This window comes from Brevundimonas sp. SGAir0440 (genome assembly GCF_005484585.1).
Taxonomy (GTDB): Bacteria; Pseudomonadota; Alphaproteobacteria; order Caulobacterales; family Caulobacteraceae; genus Brevundimonas.
The window spans coordinates 2,396,906-2,415,327 of the sequence record NZ_CP039435.1 but is presented as its reverse complement, the minus strand read 5'-3'; the positions used below and the strand labels follow the sequence as shown (position 1 = coordinate 2,415,327).

Annotated in this window: 21 protein-coding genes; 7 read left to right on the top strand and 14 right to left on the bottom strand. The window is 69.0% G+C overall.

Going from position 1 to position 18,422, the window contains the following annotated elements:
- From E7T10_RS11990 to E7T10_RS11980, 3 genes are all read right to left on the bottom strand, one after another.
- Window positions 1-612, bottom strand: a complete 612-nt coding sequence (locus E7T10_RS11990) for a lytic transglycosylase domain-containing protein (RefSeq protein WP_137721966.1) — start codon at window positions 610-612, stop codon at window positions 1-3.
- Between the two features lie 76 nt (window positions 613-688).
- Window positions 689-952 (bottom strand): helix-turn-helix transcriptional regulator, encoded by a 264-nt coding sequence (locus tag E7T10_RS11985; protein WP_137721965.1) that lies wholly within the window; start codon window positions 950-952, stop codon window positions 689-691.
- A gap of 82 nt (window positions 953-1,034) precedes the next feature.
- The gene (locus tag E7T10_RS11980; protein ID WP_210416089.1) at window positions 1,035-1,529 is read right to left on the bottom strand and encodes a helix-turn-helix transcriptional regulator; all 495 of its coding nucleotides are present in this window, start codon (window positions 1,527-1,529) and stop codon (window positions 1,035-1,037) included.
- A gap of 235 nt (window positions 1,530-1,764) precedes the next feature.
- Here E7T10_RS11980 and E7T10_RS11975 point away from each other — a divergent pair, with 235 nt between their 5' ends.
- From E7T10_RS11975 to E7T10_RS11965, 5 genes are all read left to right on the top strand, one after another.
- Complete coding sequence (locus E7T10_RS11975; protein WP_137721964.1) at window positions 1,765-2,331, top strand: GntR family transcriptional regulator; 567 nt, start codon at window positions 1,765-1,767, stop codon at window positions 2,329-2,331.
- Window positions 2,332-2,400: 69 nt separating this feature from the next.
- Entirely contained in the window at window positions 2,401-2,526 is a 126-nt protein-coding gene (locus E7T10_RS16045; RefSeq protein WP_256371840.1) for a hypothetical protein, read from the top strand.
- 92 nt (window positions 2,527-2,618) lie between these two features.
- Window positions 2,619-2,744, top strand: a complete 126-nt coding sequence (locus E7T10_RS16040; protein WP_256371839.1) for a hypothetical protein — start codon at window positions 2,619-2,621, stop codon at window positions 2,742-2,744.
- Between the two features lie 91 nt (window positions 2,745-2,835).
- Window positions 2,836-3,492: a lasso peptide biosynthesis B2 protein gene (locus E7T10_RS11970; protein WP_137721963.1), complete on the top strand. Its 657-nt coding sequence runs from the start codon at window positions 2,836-2,838 to the stop codon at window positions 3,490-3,492.
- 1 nt (window position 3,493) lies between these two features.
- Window positions 3,494-5,209: an asparagine synthase-related protein gene (locus E7T10_RS11965; RefSeq protein WP_137721962.1), complete on the top strand. Its 1,716-nt coding sequence runs from the start codon at window positions 3,494-3,496 to the stop codon at window positions 5,207-5,209.
- Here the strand turns inward: E7T10_RS11965 and E7T10_RS11960 are convergent.
- The 4 genes from E7T10_RS11960 to E7T10_RS11945 form a co-directional block, all read right to left on the bottom strand.
- On the bottom strand, window positions 5,142-7,523 hold the full coding sequence (locus E7T10_RS11960) for a prolyl oligopeptidase family serine peptidase (RefSeq protein WP_137721961.1): 2,382 nt from the start codon (window positions 7,521-7,523) through the stop codon (window positions 5,142-5,144). The two genes, E7T10_RS11965 and E7T10_RS11960, sit on opposite strands and share 68 nt — an antisense overlap.
- 6 nt (window positions 7,524-7,529) lie before the next feature.
- Complete coding sequence (locus E7T10_RS11955) at window positions 7,530-10,481, bottom strand: TonB-dependent receptor (protein WP_137721960.1); 2,952 nt, start codon at window positions 10,479-10,481, stop codon at window positions 7,530-7,532.
- Window positions 10,482-10,572: 91 nt separating this feature from the next.
- On the bottom strand, window positions 10,573-11,562 hold the full coding sequence (locus tag E7T10_RS11950; RefSeq protein WP_246846002.1) for a FecR domain-containing protein: 990 nt from the start codon (window positions 11,560-11,562) through the stop codon (window positions 10,573-10,575).
- A gap of 10 nt (window positions 11,563-11,572) precedes the next feature.
- Window positions 11,573-12,061 carry an RNA polymerase sigma factor gene (locus tag E7T10_RS11945; protein WP_066625047.1) on the bottom strand — a complete coding sequence of 163 codons (489 nt, stop codon included), beginning with the start codon at window positions 12,059-12,061 and terminating at the stop codon, window positions 11,573-11,575.
- Between the two features lie 477 nt (window positions 12,062-12,538).
- Between E7T10_RS11945 and E7T10_RS11940 the strand changes: the two genes are divergently transcribed.
- The gene (locus E7T10_RS11940; protein ID WP_137721958.1) at window positions 12,539-12,781 is read left to right on the top strand and encodes a response regulator transcription factor; all 243 of its coding nucleotides are present in this window, start codon (window positions 12,539-12,541) and stop codon (window positions 12,779-12,781) included.
- Window positions 12,782-12,975: 194 nt separating this feature from the next.
- On the top strand, window positions 12,976-13,275 hold the full coding sequence (locus tag E7T10_RS11935) for a toxin-antitoxin system, antitoxin component (protein WP_137721957.1): 300 nt from the start codon (window positions 12,976-12,978) through the stop codon (window positions 13,273-13,275).
- A gap of 67 nt (window positions 13,276-13,342) precedes the next feature.
- Here E7T10_RS11935 and E7T10_RS11930 read toward each other — a convergent pair whose 3' ends face one another.
- The 7 genes from E7T10_RS11930 to E7T10_RS11900 form a co-directional block, all read right to left on the bottom strand.
- Window positions 13,343-13,570, bottom strand: a complete 228-nt coding sequence (locus E7T10_RS11930; RefSeq protein ID WP_017505554.1) for a hypothetical protein — start codon at window positions 13,568-13,570, stop codon at window positions 13,343-13,345.
- Window positions 13,571-13,580: 10 nt separating this feature from the next.
- Window positions 13,581-13,970: a copper resistance CopC family protein gene (locus E7T10_RS11925; protein ID WP_137721956.1), complete on the bottom strand. Its 390-nt coding sequence runs from the start codon at window positions 13,968-13,970 to the stop codon at window positions 13,581-13,583.
- A 17-nt stretch (window positions 13,971-13,987) separates the two neighbouring features.
- Window positions 13,988-15,184, bottom strand: coding sequence for a copper resistance protein B (locus tag E7T10_RS11920; RefSeq protein WP_137721955.1), 1,197 nt, complete (start codon window positions 15,182-15,184; stop codon window positions 13,988-13,990).
- A complete protein-coding gene (locus E7T10_RS11915; RefSeq protein WP_137721954.1) occupies window positions 15,181-16,983 on the bottom strand; it encodes a copper resistance system multicopper oxidase in 1,803 nt (600 codons plus the stop codon). Before E7T10_RS11915 ends, E7T10_RS11920 begins: the two co-directional genes overlap by 4 nt.
- 126 nt (window positions 16,984-17,109) lie before the next feature.
- Window positions 17,110-17,670, bottom strand: coding sequence for an RNA polymerase sigma factor (locus E7T10_RS11910; RefSeq protein ID WP_137721953.1), 561 nt, complete (start codon window positions 17,668-17,670; stop codon window positions 17,110-17,112).
- A 9-nt stretch (window positions 17,671-17,679) separates the two neighbouring features.
- Entirely contained in the window at window positions 17,680-18,120 is a 441-nt protein-coding gene (locus E7T10_RS11905) for a Spy/CpxP family protein refolding chaperone (RefSeq protein ID WP_137721952.1), read from the bottom strand.
- Window positions 18,117-18,398 (bottom strand): hypothetical protein, encoded by a 282-nt coding sequence (locus E7T10_RS11900; RefSeq protein ID WP_137721951.1) that lies wholly within the window; start codon window positions 18,396-18,398, stop codon window positions 18,117-18,119. The genes E7T10_RS11905 and E7T10_RS11900 overlap by 4 nt, the downstream gene beginning before the upstream one ends.
- Window positions 18,399-18,422: the final 24 nt, after the last annotated feature.

The window sequence follows — 18,422 nt, the reverse complement described above, 5'->3', positions numbered from 1 at the left end:
TCAGAACTCCGTGTCTGGGGCAGCGGTGAAGGTGAGGACGATGCTGGCCTGGGCCCGCCCGAAGACGTCCCAGGCGGCCGGGGGCTCCGTCGGGACCGGCGGTGCGGATCGGTCGTCCGCGACGGGTCGAACGGCGGCGAGCGGCAGAACGCCAAGGGTCGCGGCGGCCGCCTCGACGCGGGCGACGTAGCCGTTGCGGAAACCGCGCTCCGGATGGCCGGTGTTGTATCGGGACAGCGCGACCCTGAGGGTCGTCTGGCGGTCGACGCCCTTGGCCGGGCGATAGCCCGCGCGCAGGACGACGCCGGCGGCGGCGAGGTTGCGGCAGGGGTCGAAGGCCGCCTCAACGGACAGGCCGAGCCAGTCCAGATTGTCGCTGTTGATCTGGGCCACGCCGAGATCGAGGTTCGCGCCCCGCGCCAGCAATCCGCGGGCGATGCGCGCGGCATCGGCGGCGTCGCGCGCTGGACGGGCCGGGCGGGGACCCCGATTGACGCCGATCGCGATCGGATTGAACCGACTCTCCGCATAGGCGATGGCCGCCAGGGTTTCCGGGGCCACCTGCGGTGCGCAGGCCTGGGACAGGGCGAGGATCAGATTGAGGTCCAGCAAGGCGGGCTCCAGCGTGAGCCCCAAGCAAACCCGATCGGGAGCGGGCCCCGCGACCCGCGAGCTCCCCGCCGGAGATTTACGGTAGGAAGGTCCGGGGTTCGAGCGGCCGCTGAACCGCAGCGAGGCGGGCGACGGCCTGGATGCGGGTGCGGACGCCCAGGACGCGGCAAGCGGTCATGAGATGCTCATCGACCGTTCGGGGCGACAGGCCGAGACGATCGCCGATCCGGGCGGAGGTCAGACCGAGGGCCGCCAGGTCCAGACATTCCCGCTGGCGATCCGACAGGTGGTCGCAGGGTGAAGCAGATGGGGCGGGGGGATGAGGGGAAAGGACTTTCATGCCCGAATCCAACCGTGCAGCCGACCCCGTGCGCCAGTCCGGGAGTTTCGGACCGCAAGTCTACGACCGTGGCGAGGGGGCGTTACGCGCCGTCGCCGGTCCCATCCTCCCGGGCGGGGGCTATCAACCGTCCCCGGCGCTGTTCGAGCCAGGCCTCGGCCTCGGCGTCGCGTCGGACGGACTGATCGGCGAGGTCCTTCAGGCTCTTGGTGAAGGCGTTGATAATGGTGCGAGCGTCCAGATCGCCGATGGCGTCCCCGGCTTCTTCGTCGAACTCCTGCAGCGCCACGGCGAGGATGGTCGCCAATTTGTTGTCGGCGCACCGCAAGGCGAAGGCGGGCGACCCCAGAGCAAGAGCAGCGAGAATCCCGTGCGGATCGCTGTCGGTGACCTCCGCGAAGCGGTGAATGCGCTCGATGTTGATGCGACCGGCGCCGGACTCGAAATGCTCATAGGACCGCAGCGCCATATTCATGCCTTGGGCGACGTCCGCGGCCCGCATCCGCCGATGAGACCGGATCAGGCGCAGGCTGGAGGAGAGCACCGCGTTCGCCGTCTGGGTGTGCCGGGCGTCCATGTCTCCTGTTACTCCCTCGCCTCCGGCGCCACGCGACTACGAAGCGAATGCACCCCTACAGGTTGAAAAATGCCTCAGCGATGCGTCAAATGAAAGCCTAGAAAGATCAACAGCATAAAAGCTGCGGATACGACGCAATTTTCTTGCGGACATCAGTATAGGAGCGCCGCATGACCCGATCGCCCCGAAGCCTGCCGGTCGTCGATCTGCGTCCCGGAGCGGCCCGGGGGCGGTCATGAGGCAGCGCGATCCCTTCGGCTTGGCGCTCGGCAGTCTGCGCGCCGCGCTGGAGGACGCCCTGGCCCCCGGACAGCATCTGTCCGTGGTGGATATCGCCGCCTCGCTCGGCCTAAGCACCAGCCCGGTGCGCGAAGCCCTGTCCCGCCTGTGCGGCGAGGGTCTCGTCGAGGATCGCCGCGGTTTGGGTTATTTCACCCGCGCGGCCCCGCTTGAGGATGTTCTGGGCTTGCTCGATCTGGAGGCCGCCCATGTCGGTCTTGCGGCGCTCTACACCCGGGTCGCCCAGCCCTGCGACGCTACGGACGCGTCCGTCGAGGCGTGGATCGACGACCTGGTTGACGCCTGCGACAACCAACCCCTGATCGAGAGCCTCGTTCGCGTGCGCCGTCGCCTGGCGCCGCTCCGACGGCTGAACGGCCCGACCGAAGCAGCCGACGGTCCCGCGCCGGCGAGCAAGGTCGAGGCCTACTATGCGCGCTGGCGGATCGCCGCGACGGGTCTCGCATCCCGTGTTCGGCGGATCGATCCAGATCAATCGAAGTATACGCGAAATATAGTTTGAATCGATTTGCTTTCCGGCGCTGATGGTTCGTCGTCGACGTTTTGTCGGCCTTCAAAACAGGAGACGACCATGACCAAGAGCACCTCGCGCCTCGTGCGCCTCGGGTCCGCCCGCACCCTGACCCGCGCGGTCTCGCGCGGCGAATTCGACGAGCTGAATCCGGTGCTGAAGTACACCATTCCGCCCAGCGAATGACCGGACGGGCCGCTTCGGCGGCCCGGACGTCCGGGCCCGGCCTCGCCCCGGACGCCTCGACCAGAGGCAATCCTGACACAGGAGAGGGATCCATGAAGATCCAGAACGAGACGCGCGTCCTGCGTCTGGGAGCCGCCCGTCGGCTGACCCGGGCGATCCTGATGGGGCCGTTCACCGAACTGAACCCGGCCCGCCACTGGACCATGCCGCCGGAATGAGCCCAGGGGGCCGTCCGTTTCGGACGGCCCCGCCGGGTCCTGCCGCAGGGCGGACCAGCCAAGTTCAGCTGTAACAGAGAGAGGTCTGGGAATGGCCGAAGCGCTTCCCGCCGAGGACGGTCACTGCGGCTGGCTCGCAGAGGGCGTTCACGCAGTCCGCGTCGGCGACGATCTGATCCTGCTCGATCTCGCCGCAGACGACTATCTCTGCCTGCCGGAGTGCGGCGATCTTCGGATTGAGGGACGGCGGGCTTTGGGATCGATGAACGATCTTCTTCGCCTGGCCGCCGAGGAGTTGCTGCATCCCACGTCAGCGCGGGACGATCGCACCCCGCCGCCGGCCCTGCCGTCGGCGCGCCTTCCGCCTGCGCCGCCGATCCGGCCGACGCTGCGGGACCTCGTTACCTTCGGCGTCATCTGGGTCGAAGCGGTGCGGCGTCGGCCGACACTTCTGGACCTCAGCCGGCGATACGCCCGGCGTCGCGGTCGTCGGTCTGATCCCGAAGCGCTCGCCGCGCGGGTCGAGGTGTTCCGCCAGTTGCTGCCGCTGGCGCCCTGGACCGGCGCCTGCCTGCTCCAGGCGGAACTGCTCCTGCGCTTCGTCAATGCCGCGGATTTGGACGCGGACTGGGTCTTCGGGGTCCGCACCTTCCCGTTTCTCGCTCATTGCTGGCTCCAGAGCGGCGACCGGTGCATCAGCGAGGCCCCGGAAACCCTGACCGTCTATCGACCGATCCTGGTGATCTGAGGTGGGGGCGGATTGCGCGATCATTCTCGTCGGCGACAATCCGGCCGCGGTCGACGCCTTGGTCGCGCCCGTTCGACAGCGCCTGAGCCGGGCCGGCTGGTCGCGCAAATCGCACGATCCCTTCATCCAGGTGTTCGCCCCGACCGGCGGACGGCTCGAGGTCGCCCGGGGACTCGATGGGCACGGCGTGGTCATCGGCGAGATCTACGACCGCGAGGGCCAGGCGCTGTCGCTGCGGGCGCGCGGCGCCCTGGGATGCCGACGGCTGGACGCGGCGCAGGCCCGCATGGTCTGTTCGGACCACTGGGGGCGCTACCTGCTGGTTCGGCGGGTCGAGGGCGACGTCGCCGTGCTCCGCGACCCGTCTGGTGCCCTGGACTGCGTCGTCTGGCGCAAGGCCGGCGTGACGCTGATCTCCACGAGCGCGGCGGCGGTCATCGATCCCTGGCTGCCCGAGGGGATCGGGCTGGATTGGAACGCGGTCGCCGCCCTGGTGGGCCGCCCCGGCGAACACCGGCATCGACTGGCCCTGACCGGACTACAGGCCGTCGCCGGCGGCGAGCTGCGGGTGACCGGGGAGGGCGTCAACCAGGGGCGGCAGATCTGGCGGCCCGCGGAGGTGTATCGGGACCGGGCCTCGCGTCCGGCGACCGATCTCCGAGGGGCGGTGGAACGGTCGGTGCGGGCGCTGGCGGGCGACAGGCGCTGGATCGCCGAGGTCAGCGGCGGACTGGACTCCGCCATCGTGGCGGGCGTCCTGACCACAGATCAGCGCCGAAGCGTCGCCGCCTGGGTCAACCACTACGTCGACCAGCCGGAGGGTGACGAACGGGATTACGCCCGGGCGGTCGCGGGACGGCATGGCTTTACGCTGACGGAAGTCCGTCGCGACGGCCTCAGGCTCGACGCCGCCCGCCTGGCCGCGTGCGCCGAGACCTTCCGGCCAGCGGCCAACGACATCGATCCCGACTACAACGACGACATCGCCGACCGGATCGAGGCGACGGGCGGCTGGGGCTCGCTGACGGGGCAGGGCGGCGACGCGGTCTTCTTTCAGATGCCCAGCCTGCTGATCGGGCTGGACGAGATCTGGGAGCGGCGCGGTCGCGCGCGGTTGGTGGTCCTGCATCGCCTCTCGCGCTGGCTGCGGCGCCCCCTGTGGCCCACGGCGCTCGCCCGGGACTGGCGCGAGGAGGTCTGCCATCGCGCCGGCTGGGACCACCCCTGGCTCGACGATCTGCGCGGCGTCCCGCCTGCCAAAGCCTTGCAGATGTCCGCCTTGGCCTTCTGCCAGACGTTTCAGGGGCCGGCGGTGCGCAGCCGTCTGGGCCCCTGCGTCAATCCGCTGCTCAGCCAGCCGGTGGTGGAGGCGGGGTTGGCCCTGTCGGCGGTCGATCTGACCTGGGGCGGGCGTGACCGCGCCGCCGCGCGCGCCGCCTTCGCGGATGTCTTGCCGCCCTCGATCCTGGATCGCCGCTCCAAGGGCGAACTGGGCGCCTATTACGGCGGCGCCGTCGCCGCGCACCTGGACTTCCTGCGCGACTATCTGCTCGGCGGCGCACTGGCGGAGGCGGGGTTGATCGATCCCGGACTGGAGGACCGCCTCACCCGGGACGCCCTGCTGTGGCGCGGTGGTCATTCCCACCTGCTCAGTCTGGCGCTGACGGAGGCCTGGGTGCGCCGCTGGCGGGAGCGGCTGGACCGCCGGGTCCCATGAGATGCCGGCCGAACCAGTCGCGCACCTGGTCGTAGTAGAGCCGGATGTTGCCCGGGCTCTGAACGCCGTGGTCCTCGCCGATGAGGAGAGTCAGGGCCACCGGGCGGTTCAGACGGTGCAGCGCCCCGTAGAGCTGCTCCGACTGGCTCAGCATAAGGTCGTATTCTCCCACCACCAGAAGCGTCGGCGCGGTGATGCGGTCCGCCTGCTCGAACGGACTGTTGCGCCGATACCGGTCGGGCGCACGCCAGTAGGCGTCGCGCATCTCGGCCTGGCCGGACTCCAGCCAGCGGGCCCCAGCTGTCGCGGCGAGCGCATGCCCGCCCTCCAGCCGCAGGGTCGAACCGACGTCCCCGATGACCGTCGAGAAATTCATCGGCCCGTTCAACGCCACCACGGCGTCGAAGCGGGGAGACTGGGCCGCGCTCATCACGGCGGACCAGGCGCCGAAGCTCCAGCCCCACAAGCCGATCCGGTCTGCATCGACCAACCCTTCCGCCGCCGCGGCGTCGACGACCGACAGGATGCGTTGGGCGAGGCCGTCAGCCGGTTCCGGGGTCGCGGGAAGGTCCGGGATGAGGATGGCGTAGCCCGCCGTGACCATCAGCTGCGGCGCCAGCGACAGGCTGGTGGACTCCCGCCGCATCCACCACGGCGGGGCGGGGTAGGCCTCGCCCTGATAGGGCACCACGATCACGGGCGGCGCCGCTGTCGGGTTTGACGGCGGATAGAGCCAGCCGCCCGCGCCGCCGACGCCGGTGACCCGCCGGGGCGCCGCGACCGCGATCCGGTCGAGTTCGGGGTTCAGCCGCCAGACCACCTCCCGGCGAGGACCACTCTGTAGGCGAAGCGTATTGGATTCCGCCTCCGGCCCGCTCCGGTCGAGGCCGATCTCCCGGCTCCAGCTGATCGCGGCCCCTGGCGTCGCTGCGACGCATCGAGACTCGGCTCCGGGATCGGCCCAGACTTGGCACAGTCGCCCATCGGGACGCTCGGCCACGGCGAAGGCCGCCTTCAGCGGACCGCTCTGCGCCCGTAATCCGAAAGGACCGCGGGGGTTCACCGCCGACGCGACGGCCCCGAGATCGGGGAGCTCGCCGTCTGCACCAAGGCGCACGACGCGCCCGCCGCTGGTAAACAGAACCGAGGACCGACCCTCGGCGACGAGCCCGGCGTCCGGAGACAGGCCCAAGAGCGGCAGGGCGTCGGCGCCGGCGACGAACCAGCCCTCGCGGGATCCGGAGCGGCCCTTGAAGATCGGGGTCTCGCCCAGCCAGCCGCCCTCGGCCGTCGCCATGCCCTGGAAGTCGATCGGCGTGGTCGGGTGCGCTCCGGCCGGGGTCACGTCCCGCGCCGCGCCGTCCGGAGCGACGGTCAGGAGCCGGGCCGGCTTGTCGCCGATCGTGGCCACGAGAAGCGCGTCGGAGGCTGGCGACCAGGCGAGCAGGCTCGTAGAGATGTTGCCGGCTTCGGGCGGCCGGACGGCGGCCCCGGTGGTCAGCTCGACGAGCTCCAGCCCCCGGGCGCGGCGCACCTCGCTCGCGGTATCGGCGGAGGGCGGCGGCAGGAGGGGGCCGTCCAGCAGAAGCGCGGCGTATCGTCCGTCCGGAGAGACCTCGAGGTCGAGGAAGGGACCGTCGGCGATCGCCGCGGCCTCTCCGGTGACGGCGTCGATCCGCCAGAGACGTCGCGGCGGCAAGGCTTCCGGCGGGCCGTCTTCGCCCACCGTGATCGCAGCCGGCGACCCGGCCGTCGCCGCCGCCCTCAGCGCCAGCAGGCGTGCCTGTTCGGCGCGGGGGCCCGCCAGTCTTGGAGGAAGCGCCCCGTCCGGCATGCCAAGCACGACGAGGGTGTCGTCCGTGAGCCATTCCAGGGACCGGCCCCATAGGCCAAGCTCCGGCGCCACATCGGTCCACACCACCTCCCCCGCGGCGATCTCGACGATTCCCAGCCGCCATTCGTCGTTCCGGAGCCGAAACACGGCCAGACGCCGACCGCTGGGCGAGAAGGCGCCGACGGAATAGCCGGCGTCTTCGTCCATCGTCAGGAGCGGTCGCGGATGGTCGGGGGCGTCGAGGTCGATGCGGTACAGCCGGGCGTACCGGTTGGCGCCTTCGGCCTCCAGATCATGGCGGGGGAGATCGCCTCGGGCGCGCCGCTCCTCGAAGACGGCGACCGCGCCGGACGGATCGATCGCGACCCGTCCGAAGCTTTCGAGTCCCAGAATGACATCCACCGTGAGCGGCTCTTGCCTCGCCAACGCCGGGCACGCCGTCGCGAGCAGGCCCGCGAGGGCGAGAGCGACCATGCGCATGGACGATCACCAGCGCTTGACGAGCTGAAGGGAAATCTGCCGGCCCAGCACATTGGTGTTGGCGGCGTCGTAACCGATCCCCGCCGGCGCATCGTAGAAGGGCGGCTCCTCATTGGTCAGATTGAGCACATTGAGGGTGAGCGAAAGACCTTCTCCCCATCCGCTCTGAAGGTCGTAGCGGATCTGACCGTCCAGAGTGATCCAGTCGTCGATTCCGCGTCCGTTGACCCGATCGCGTCCTCCGCTGACGTGATTGAGGGCGCCGCCTAGTGTGAGCGGGCCGCGCAGCCACTGCGCGCCGAAGCGGCCCCGCCACCGCGCGGGAAAGTTCGGGGCGCCGAGCATGTCCTCGGTGGGAGAGGTCGCCGTGACCGCCCGGTCGTTGGTCAGCAGATGGGTCACGGTCGCGTCGAGCGAGATGTCGTCCGACCCCAGGGTGAAGCGATAGCGCGTCGAAAGGTCGAGCCCCTCGACCTCTACCGCCGAGGCGTTGACGTAGCGGTTGTCGATGACGGCGCCGTAGGCGGTCGCCGGGAAGACGTTCGGATTGAAGTTGCCCGGGTGGCTGAGCAGGGACTGGACATAGGCCCGGTCGTCCGCGTTTGAGCCGGGGCTCACATAGCGGATGAAAGGGGCCAGGGTCGGATCATTGAGCGCATTGATCAGGTTCTCCGCGACCGGGGTCGCGATCCGGTCCTCGAAGGTCGTCCGGAACCAGCCGCCCTCGATCCGGAGACCTTCGGCGGCGGCGGGCGTCCAGACGAAGCCCGCCGTCCAAGATTCCGCGGTCTCCGGGATGAGATTCGGGTTGCCCCCGTACTGGACGATGCTGATCACATTGGCGCCGGCGCGGTCCAGGAACACCGGGCCGAGCCGGTAGGCGCTGTTCAACTCCCTCAGCGAAGGGGCGCGGAACGAGGTGCCGTAGCTGGCGCGCAGGAGCAGGTCGGGGGTCGGGTTGTAGAGGACGCCGAACTTGGGATTGCTGGTCTGGCCGATCCCCTCATGGTCCTCGACACGACCGGCAAGGGACAGCTCCAACCGTTCGAGGCCGGGCCGGGCGTTGTCGGGCCCCACGAGCGGCGCGCGCAGTTCGACGAAGGCGGCCGAGACGTCGCGCTCGAACGCCGTCGGGGCGGCGATGCGCGGCGCTGCGCCGGAGATGAAATTCTCGCCGGAGGTTTCGAAGCGCTCCTGGCGATAGTCGACACCGACGGCCATGCGCAGGTCCCCGCCTGGCAGGGCGAAGAGGACGCCGTCGGCCTTGAGGTTGAAGGAGCCGACCGTGCTGATGTTCTCGGACCGAAGGTAGCCGGACCCGATGAAGGCCAACAGGGCCGGGCTATGGGCGGCGGGAGCGCCATAGGGATTGAAGTAGCCGTCGACGGCCGGGTTGAAGGTGGTTCCCGGATTGTTCGGCGTAGAGCCGAGGGCTTCGTCGAGCCGGGTCGTCTGGACCCGGTTCGAGGCCATAAGCCCGGTAGTCTCCCGACCTCCGCTCAGATAGGCCGCGAGGTTCCATCCGGCGAGTTCACCCGTGACCCCGACGGCGCCGCCGACGCTGCGGGAGAAGCCTTCGTCACGGCCCGGCCCCAGGTCGTTGATGAAGGAATAGGCGATCTCCTGATAGGGCTCGCCCGCCACCGGCACGAAGAAGGGATTGTCCGGCGTCACGAACAGGATGCCGATGTCGGCCACCGACTCCTGGATGTAGGTCCGGTCGGTGTAGCGAAGGTCGCCGTCCAGACTGAAACCGCCCGGAAGGTCCTGCCGGCCCGCCACGAAAAGGCTGTGCCGGCGCTGGTGCGGCAGGCTCCACAGGCCCTCCATCTGATTGGTCAGATTGACTTCGCCCGGGCGAAAGTCTCCAGGCGTGAGGCCCACGCCGTTCTGATTGCGTGGGATGGCGTAGACCGGTTCATAGGATCCGCTGACCGGATCGAACGCCATGAGGTTGCCCGGGGCCGCGTAGGTGAAGCGCCAGTCCGAGCCGCCCAGCGGGCGCAGGTCCGCATTCGCGGTTGCGCGACGGTCGGCGGCGCGCAACTCGCCGCGGTCGTGGAATTCGTAAGCGGCGAGGAGGCCGCCGTTGGACCAGTTGAAACCGCCGCTGTGAGACAGGAGAGTCTCCTCGGCCCCGCCGTCGCTGGTGCCGCCAACACGTAGCCGGGTTTCGGCGCCGTCGAACCGTGACTTCAGGATGATGTTGACTACACCGCCGACCGCGTCTGCGCCGTAGAGGGCCGACGCGCCGTCGAGCAGCACATCCGCTCGGGCAATGGCGCTGCTGGGAAGATTGGAGATGTCCGAGAAGTCGCCGGCGCTGCCCGTGCCCGCGATCCGCCGGCCGTTGACCAGGACGAGGGTTGCATCCGCGCCCAGACCCCGCAGGTTCACCCCGGTCGCATAAGCCGAGTTTCGGCTCGTGCGGTCTGCGCCTGTCCCGGCAGACCCCTCATAGGCCGCCCCGGTGAAGTTCTGCGGCAAGGCGGCGAGGGTCTCGGCGACCGTCGCGCGGCCTTGCCGGGCGATGTCGTCCTGGGTAATGACGGTGACCGGCGACGGACTGTCCGCGCCCCGCAGATAGGTCCCCGTGACCACGATTTCTTCAAGCTGGGTGGCCTGCGGTTCGGCCTCGGCGCGGGCTGAGGGATCAACGAGTACGAAGACCGTCGGGCGGCTCTGGCGATAGGCCAGGCCCGTCCCGCGCAGGAGCTCCGCGAGCGCGGCCTCAGGAGTGTATTCGCCGGTGAGAGCGCGAGCCTGTCGGCCGGCTACCAGCGCGCTGGGATAGAGGATCTGCAGGCCGCTCTGCTGGGCGAACACCGGCAGGCTGCGCTCAAGCGGCCCGGCGCCGATGCTGAACGTCCGGACGGCCTCGGTCGATTGCGCGATGACCGGCGTCGCGACACCCAGCATGAGCGCAGCGAGCGCGGTTGAAGTGAACCTGTGACCCATGATCTCCCCCTCTTTTCTACCCGCGGCTTTGCGGGGCGGGGAGGAGACGTTGGGTCGCGGGGCGTCCCCTAAGTCCGGACGCAGATTATTTTCATGCCGGCCCCGAAAGGATCAGATGGCCGTCGGCCGCCGTGGCGGCTTCAAGGTGATAGAGGTCGCGCAGGGCGGCGACGAAGCCGTCGATGTCCCCGGCGTTGAAAACGCCGCTGACCCGGATCGACGAGATGCGTTCGTCGCGAAGCTCGATCGGTTTGGAGGTGTAGCGGTTCACCTCCGTCACGGCCGCAGCGATCGGCGTGTTCTCAAAGGTCAGCCGGCCGACTGTCCAACTGGTTTCGGCCGGGACATTGACCGCGACGACCCGGGGCGTTGGACCCGAGGTGGTGACCTGCTGGCCGGGCTCCAGGGTCCATTGGGCCGTCCTCGAGGACGGCTTGTGAACGTCGACGCGCCCTTCGACCAGGACGACACGCGCCCCGGAGCCAGATCGCCGAACGTCAAAGCGCGTGCCGACGGCGGTGACCTCCGTGTCGCCCGCCTGGACGAAGAAAGGCCGCGCGGCGTCGCCCTCGACCTCGACCTCAAACATGGCGCGTCCTGCTGCGAGCGTGACCACGCGACGGGCGTCGGTGAAGCGAACGGTGACCCGCGAGTCCGTGTCGAGGACGATGCGGGAACCGTCTTCCAGCCGCACGGTGCGTTGCTCGCCGATGGCCGTGGCGTAGGCGTCCGGCCGCTGCAGGGACCACCAGGTCAGGCTCCCGGCTCCGATCACAAGCGCCATGGCGCCCGCGACGCCGAGCGGGATCAGACGGCCGGCGTCCCGCATCCGACGGCGCGGGCGCGCCTTTTCGACCCGACTCAAGGCCTCGTCGGCGAGCCCCGCCACCCCGGGGCTTTGCGCCAGCGTCCCTGCCGCGTCCCACATGGCTTCGAGACGGCTGAAAGCGCGCGCGTTCTCCGGGTCTCGCCGCCACGCGCTGAACGCCTTCACGTCGGCGGTCGTGACCTTGCGCTGGTTCAACTTGCTGAACCAGTCGGCGGCTTCCTTGCGCCTGATGTCGGCTTCAGCCTCGATCATCATCCGTTGCCTACAGGTCCAGCCGAGACGCGCAGTACTGAAGCGCCCTGGACATTCGCCATTCCACCGTTTTCACGCTGATCTCGAGCGACACGGAGATCTCGGGATAAGTCATACCGCCAAAGCGGTTCAAGACGAAGACGTCGCGGTAGAGTTGCGGCATGGACCGGATAACCTGTTCGAGAAGGACTTGGTCGAACTGCGGCGCGGCCTCGGCCTCGGCAGGTCTTTGAAGCGCCTGGCTCTGGCGGCGTCGGCCCTCTCTTCGGCTTTCATCGCGGACCAGATTGAGGGCGATCTGCAGCAGGAACGCTTTTGGATGGCGGATGTCCGACACGGCGTAAGGCGCCGCCCTGAGGTAGGTCTCCTGGACGACATCCGCCGCAGCGTCGGCGCCGATGTGAGGGCGCAACCGGCGATCCAGCCAGACGGCGTATCGCCGGTAGAGACGGTTGATCCCGTCCTGCGCCTCCACCCCCAGCTGCTTCGTATCGGTCACCACGGATCTCCGACCTCTCGACGAGAGGGGCGGGAATCCCGGCGTGGCCGCGCGATTCCGGGCAGGCGCGCCGACGCGCGCGCTCAGATGGCGGCAACCGGCCGACGCACAGAGCGGCAGCCGTCGATGATTTGATATCGCACAGGGGATTCCAGGCCCCTATCGGCGCGAACGCCGACATCGAAGCATGAATCAAACGGAATCCCGACGCAAGCGAGAGGGGTCGGGCGTTGGAATCCTCTGCGAACGAGGCCCGTTACTTCAGCGCGCAGCGCCGCCTCCGTCAGCGACGAACCCCGGCTCCGGCTGTGCGCCTATCTCGCGGCGCCCGACGGCTCCGCTGTAGGCGCGACCCTTCTACGGTTCAACCGGCGCCGTCGGACCGCAAGAAACCTGCGGGCGGCCCGCAATTGATCGACGTTGCTCACGTCCGAACCTGCCGTGTACGGAAGGGGTCGGACAACCGGTGGTGTAGTAATGCAAGCTGTCTCCGAAGATCCGGACCGTGGATCGCCCGCTGTCACCCTGAGCCCGCGCGAACAGGAATGCCTGGAATGGGTCTGTCGCGGAAAGAGCTCATCCGACATCGGGATCATACTGTCCCTGTCGCCCCGCACCGTGGACAGCTATCTTGAAAAGGTCTGTTCCAAACTCCGGGTCCGGACCCGGATCGAAGCGGTCGCCTCAGCGGTCCGGCACGGTCTGATCGACCCGGGATGAGGGAAGGGGGCGGGCCAGGAACTTCTGTGATGAAGCCCGGCGTTTCGCCGCCGATCGCCGCCGACGTTTGCACGTCCCCTGGCTCTCGATCGGCGCCTATCGTTCCCGGAACCCGCCGCCGGTAAGTCTAGATCGGGCAGCGCAAGCGCGCCAGCCGGGCTTGACCCCCGGCATCAGCGGAGCAAGACACCCAGATGGCTAAATACACGCCGCTCGCAGCCTTTCTCAGACGTCAGAAGGGCACCGAGGTGGACCTGTCGTTTCGGGACATCGAGCGGATCGTCGGCGGCATCTTGCCCAAGGCGGCGTCGCTGGAGGACTGGTGGCGCGCGAATCCGGCGAGGGAGCAAATGCCCCAGCACCTCGCCTTCGCCGACGCGGGCTTCGTCGCCGAACCGCGGACGCGGGCCGAAACCGTCCGTTTCATCCGGGTTGCGGGAGTGGGCGTCACAGGGAGCGCGGCGCGGCTCAGCGCGGCGAAGACCGAGAGTTGACGCCTGTCTGCTCCGGACAGACCTCCGATCCGTCGGAGCGCCTGCCGGAGTGGTTCAGATCGGGCGGTCAGTTATGGTCGGCGTGACCCTGGGGAGCCGGAGCATCCGAGGGCGCCGGCGCGGGCGGCGCGGGTTCGGCGGGCGGCGGAGCGTCGGACTTCATCTTGTCGCAGCAGCTCATGGCGGCGTCAGCTGCCATGTCCTTGCAGCATTCGCAGCCTTCGGCGGCCAGGGCCGCTCCAGCGCTCAGGGCCAGAATCGCGCCGGCGGCGGCCAGCAGGTTGGAAACTCGCATCGTCGTTCTCCTAGTGAACCATGAAGCTGACAGAGCCGGACATCTTGTGACCGTCCGGCCCTTCGGCGGTCCAGGCGGCGGTGTAGGTTCCCGGGGCAAGCCGGGGAAGGGCCACGCTGACGGTCGCGGCGGCCGGTGCGGCGGGGGCATTCACGACCACCGGGGCCTGCCCCTCGGCGCTCAGGGTCACCGTCTTCAGGACCATCGCATGGGGGAAGGTGACGCTGAAGCGTTCTGGCGATCCGTGGGTCATGGCCCCGTTTGCCGGAACCGTGGTGACGGCCGATTGAGGCTCGGCGGCCTGCGTCTGCATATTGTGCCCGGCGTGCGGATCCTGGGCGGCGGCGGCGGCGGCGCCGGCGAAGGCCAGGGCGGCCGTGAGGGTGAGAATGCGGATCATGGGGTGGTCTCCTTGGGTCAGAACCAGGCCTTGAGGCCGACGACGAAGCGGGTGTCATCAGCCTCACCGCCTCGGGCTTCGATGTAGTCGGCGGTGTTTCCGAGCGCCCGGCTCCACTCAACGCCGACATAGGGGGCGAACTCCTTGCGGAACTCGTAGCGCAGGCGCAGGCCCGCCTCGATGGACGACAAGCCCGAGCCGATCTCCAGCTCCGGAATGTCGCTGGCCGAAGCGTCGATTTCGAGGCGCGGCTGGAGGATCAGGCGCTGGGTGATGCGCTGGTCGTATTCGGCCTCGACGCGGGCAGTCAGATCGCCCTCGGTCGACAGGAAGGCGGCGGCGTCGATCTCCCACCAATAGGGCGCAAGGCCTTGGAGGCCGAGGACGAGGTGCGTCGTGTCCTCCCCGTCGGCGCGGAAGTCCTGGCGCACGCCGGCCTGCACATCCCAGAACGGCGATATCGCGCGGCTGTAAAGCGCCTGGACCTCGGCCTCTTCCAACTCGCCGCCAATGTCGCCTTCGCCCTCGGACTTCCACCAGAAACGATTGATGTCTCCGCCGCTCCAGCCCTGAACGTCCCAGAGATACGTCTCTTCGGCATCGCCGAAGCCGGCTTCGAGACGGTCGATGATGACGGCGGTGGTGCGGACGTCGCCGTTTTCGCGAACCAGGGTCTCACGGGCGGCGGCCATCGCCTCGGCGCCGAAGACCAGATCGGCGGCGTGCGCGGGACCGCTCAGGGCGGCGGCCGGGAGTGGATCCTCCGGAGGGCGGCCGGGATTGTCGGCGCTGGTCGGCACGTCCGGCGGTCCCATGCTCATGGTCGACATGTCATGACCGGCATGGGGATCGGCCTGGGCGGAGGGCATGGCGGACATGTCGTGGCCCGCGTGCGGATCGGGCTGCGCCGTCGGCGCCATGGTCGACATGTCGTGACCCGCATGCGGACCAACGACCGGGGACTCGGCCGGCACCTGATGGCCGGCGTGAGGGTCGACCGCCGGCGGTGTTTGCGCGGGCGGCATGACATGACCGGCATGCGGGTCCTGAGCGGGCGGCGGGGCGGGCGTCTGAGACCGGACGACCGGTTCAGGCGCGGGTCGCGGCGCCGGGGTCGCCGGCATGACATGGCCCGCGTGCGGGTCCTGCGCCTGGGCGCTAAAGGCGCTGGCGGCGAGAATTAGCGGCGCGAGGGCGACGGCGAGGCGGTTCATGATGCGACTCCGTCCATGGGCCGGACCGTCACGACATTGAACATGCCGGCGTGCATGTGCATCAGCATGTGGCAGTGGAAGGCCCAGTCGCCAGGCGCGTCGGCGGTCAGGTCGAACGTCACCTTGCCACCGGGCGCGACGTTGACCGTGTGCTTCAGCGGCTGATGCCCCGGGGGACCGCCGGTCACCAATTCGAAGAAGTGGCCATGCAGGTGGATGGGGTGGGCCATCATGGTGTCGTTCACCAGGGTCACGCGCACCCGCTCATTCCGCTCGAAGCGGATCGGCTCGACCAGTTCGCTGAACTTGCGGCCGTCGAAGCCCCACATGAACCGCTCCATATTGCCGGTCAGGTGGATTTCCATGGTCCGCGACGGCGGGCGCTGGTCCTTGTTCGGCTGCAGCGACACCAGGTCGGTGTAGACGAGAACGCGGTGATCGACGTCGGTCAGGCCGATCGGCCGCTCGCCGAGACGGTTGGCGGGGGCCATGGCGATCGCGTCGACGCCCACGCCGACCGCCATGTCCGGGGGCGCGTTCTCGGGATCGCGCATGTTCATTCCGGCCATGGACATTCCGCCCATCTCGCCCGCTGGCGCCGCGCCTTGGGCTGGGGCGCCGTGGTCCATGCCGGCCATCGCGCCATGATCCATGCCGGCCATGCTTCCATGGTCCATGCCGCCCATGCCCATGTCTCGCATGGTCAGGTTCGGGACCTCGCGCAGCGGCGGGACTTCGGCCGTCATTCCAAGGCGTGGGGCCAAGGTCGCGCGGCCCATGCCGGACCGGTCGATCGCTTCGGACACGATGGTGTAGGCGCGATCTTCGGTCGGCCGGACGATGACGTCGTAGGTTTCGGCGACCGAGATCTGGAATTCGTCGGTCTCGACCGGGCGGACGTTCTCGCCGTCGGCCTGCACAACGGTCATCGGCAAGCCGGGGATGCGGACGTTGAAGATCGACATGGCCGAGGCGTTGATGATGCGCAGCCTCACCCGCTCGCCCGGCCGGAACAGGCCGGTCCAATTCTCCTGCGGGCCGTGGCCGTTGATCAGATAGGTGTAGGTCGAGCCGTTGACGTCGAGGATGTCGCGCGGGTCCATCCGCATCTCGCCCCACATGCGCCGCTCCTCCAGGCTCATGCGGTCGCTGCCGTCCATGAGGCCGGCCAGGGTGGTGCGCTGCTGATTGAAATAGCCGGGGCTCTTCTTCAGCTTCTCCAGGATCTCGTGCGGGTGCATGAAGCTCCAGTCCGACAGGACCAGCACATGCTCGCGGTCGTAGCCGACGGGATCGGCGCCCGCCGGGTCGATGACGATCGGACCGTAGTGGCCCATCGCCTCCTGGAGATTGGAGTGGCTGTGGTACCAGAAGGTGCCCGACTGCTTGATCGGGAACTCATAGACGAAGGTTTCCCGCGGCTTGATGCCCGGGAAGCTGATGCCCGGGACGCCGTCCATCTGGAACGGCAGCAACAGGCCATGCCAATGGATCGAAGTGTCCTCATCCAGCCCGTTGGTCACGGAGAGTCGCACGTTCTGTCCCTCGCGCAGGCGCAGCAAGGGCGCCGGAAGCACCCCGTTGATCGTCACGGCATGACCGGTCCGGCCTCCGACCGTGAAAGGCGAGTGACCGACCGTCAGGTCGATGTTGGGCCCGCTCAGCGCCGGCAAGTCCGCTCTTAGCCCCGCCGATCCGGTCTGCGCCCACGCCGGCAGAAGTCCCTGCAGGCCAAGCAGCCCGCCGCCAACGGCGGCGCTCCTGAGAAGCATTCGGCGATCGAGATTTGGCATGGGCATAGGCGCGGGTCTTCCTCGAACGCGTGGCGGCTTCTGGTTGACATACGCACGTCGGCGCCAACGCCCTTGCGGCAGGTCGCCACACCTCGGAAATAATGCCCTTCGCCATCGGTCGAGATTGTGAGGTCAAGCGCCGTCAGGAACGGCCATGTCCTCGGCAAGTCGCTTGCGGGCGCGGGCGATCCGCGTCTCCACGGCCTTGGTCGTGACGCCCAGGATCGTCGCGATTTCGCCGTGCGAGCGACCTTCGAGCGTGGCGAGCAGGAGAGGGGCCTTGAGGCCGTCAGGCAGGCGGGTCAGCGCGCTACGCAGCGCCTCGGCGCGACGGCGATCGTCCAGTCGGGTTTCGGGAGACGGCGCTTCTATCCGAACCGCTGACGCTTCGGGGGCGTCGAGGCCCATCACGCCGCGCACGACCCGACGCACCGCACGCCGACGGCTCCAGTCCCGGCATTTGTTGAGGGCGATCGACCGGAGCCACACGTCGAATGGGCGAGCCGGATCGTACCGCCGCAGGGCAAGCCAGGCGGCCGTGTACGTTTCCTGGAGCAGGTCATGCGCCTCCGCTTCGTCGCCGACATAGCGCCTAACGAACCTGTAGAGATCGCCCTTGGTCGCCGCCATCAAGGCGCTGAAGGCGCCCCTGTCCCCGCCCGCCGCGCGCGCTTCAATGCTGTCGCCCTCCACGCGCCGCGCCTAGCCGGCGTCGGCACGCAGGGCGTCCACCACCGCGGCGTCGAAGACCTCGGCCTGCGCCGGGGTGAGCACCGACCGCATCTCGAAGACGTGGGCGATGGTCGCCTTCTGCAGATCGCCCATGGCCACGTGGAAGTGATCCACCGCCGCCTGCACCTGGGGCGTGTTCCCGTCGCTTGCGGCGATGGCGGCGGCGAGCTCGCGGTTGGCGGCTCGCACCTCCGCTTCCAGCCCGGGGCGACGCGCGGCGAAGCGCGCTTCGATCGCGTCCAGACGACCATCCTGTTCGGCGCTCAGGTTCAACTGCTCATGGACGACGCTATGCAGGCTCGGCGGCTGACGCTCGCGCATGACCCAGGTTGCGCTCACCCAGGTCGCCGCGCCGCTGGCGAGCGCCGCCAGCACGGCTGTCAGGGCGATCGATTTCCAGCGCGCTCTCATCCCCGGGCATCCAGTGGACCAAGCGGCGACAGGCCCGCCGAGACGGTGAAGATGCGTAGCTCAGAGGGCTCAGGCCTGGGCGACGCCAGGAGGAGTAATCCACCGTTGGCCACGCCGAGCACGAGCGCCAGCCCCACGGCGGCGACCCGGACCTGTCCCATTGACGCCGATTCCCGGCGCATGGCGATCCGTGCCCAGACAACCTCTTCCAGGCCGTCCAGCCGCCCCGCGTCGTCAGGCCCCTCCGCCGCTATCAGTCGTTCGATCTCATCAGTCATTGCGTACCTGCGTCACGCCCCCTT

What these genes read in the sequence shown, in the direction of transcription:
- E7T10_RS11985 (WP_137721965.1), bottom strand. Translation starts at nt 952, where the DNA reads ATGAAAGTCCTTTCCCCTCATCCCCCCGCCCCATCTGCTTCACCCTGC.
- E7T10_RS11980 (WP_210416089.1), bottom strand. Translation starts at nt 1,529, where the DNA reads ATGGACGCCCGGCACACCCAGACGGCGAACGCGGTGCTCTCCTCCAGC.
- E7T10_RS11975 (WP_137721964.1), top strand. Translation starts at nt 1,765, where the DNA reads ATGAGGCAGCGCGATCCCTTCGGCTTGGCGCTCGGCAGTCTGCGCGCC.
- E7T10_RS16045 (WP_256371840.1), top strand. Translation starts at nt 2,401, where the DNA reads ATGACCAAGAGCACCTCGCGCCTCGTGCGCCTCGGGTCCGCCCGCACC.
- E7T10_RS16040 (WP_256371839.1), top strand. Translation starts at nt 2,619, where the DNA reads ATGAAGATCCAGAACGAGACGCGCGTCCTGCGTCTGGGAGCCGCCCGT.
- E7T10_RS11970 (WP_137721963.1), top strand. Translation starts at nt 2,836, where the DNA reads ATGGCCGAAGCGCTTCCCGCCGAGGACGGTCACTGCGGCTGGCTCGCA.
- E7T10_RS11960 (WP_137721961.1), bottom strand. Translation starts at nt 7,523, where the DNA reads ATGCGCATGGTCGCTCTCGCCCTCGCGGGCCTGCTCGCGACGGCGTGC.
- E7T10_RS11955 (WP_137721960.1), bottom strand. Translation starts at nt 10,481, where the DNA reads ATGGGTCACAGGTTCACTTCAACCGCGCTCGCTGCGCTCATGCTGGGT.
- E7T10_RS11950 (WP_246846002.1), bottom strand. Translation starts at nt 11,562, where the DNA reads ATGATCGAGGCTGAAGCCGACATCAGGCGCAAGGAAGCCGCCGACTGG.
- E7T10_RS11940 (WP_137721958.1), top strand. Translation starts at nt 12,539, where the DNA reads ATGCAAGCTGTCTCCGAAGATCCGGACCGTGGATCGCCCGCTGTCACC.
- E7T10_RS11935 (WP_137721957.1), top strand. Translation starts at nt 12,976, where the DNA reads ATGGCTAAATACACGCCGCTCGCAGCCTTTCTCAGACGTCAGAAGGGC.
- E7T10_RS11930 (WP_017505554.1), bottom strand. Translation starts at nt 13,570, where the DNA reads ATGCGAGTTTCCAACCTGCTGGCCGCCGCCGGCGCGATTCTGGCCCTG.
- E7T10_RS11925 (WP_137721956.1), bottom strand. Translation starts at nt 13,970, where the DNA reads ATGATCCGCATTCTCACCCTCACGGCCGCCCTGGCCTTCGCCGGCGCC.
- E7T10_RS11920 (WP_137721955.1), bottom strand. Translation starts at nt 15,184, where the DNA reads ATGAACCGCCTCGCCGTCGCCCTCGCGCCGCTAATTCTCGCCGCCAGC.
- E7T10_RS11915 (WP_137721954.1), bottom strand. Translation starts at nt 16,983, where the DNA reads ATGCCCATGCCAAATCTCGATCGCCGAATGCTTCTCAGGAGCGCCGCC.
- E7T10_RS11905 (WP_137721952.1), bottom strand. Translation starts at nt 18,120, where the DNA reads ATGAGAGCGCGCTGGAAATCGATCGCCCTGACAGCCGTGCTGGCGGCG.
- E7T10_RS11900 (WP_137721951.1), bottom strand. Translation starts at nt 18,398, where the DNA reads ATGACTGATGAGATCGAACGACTGATAGCGGCGGAGGGGCCTGACGAC.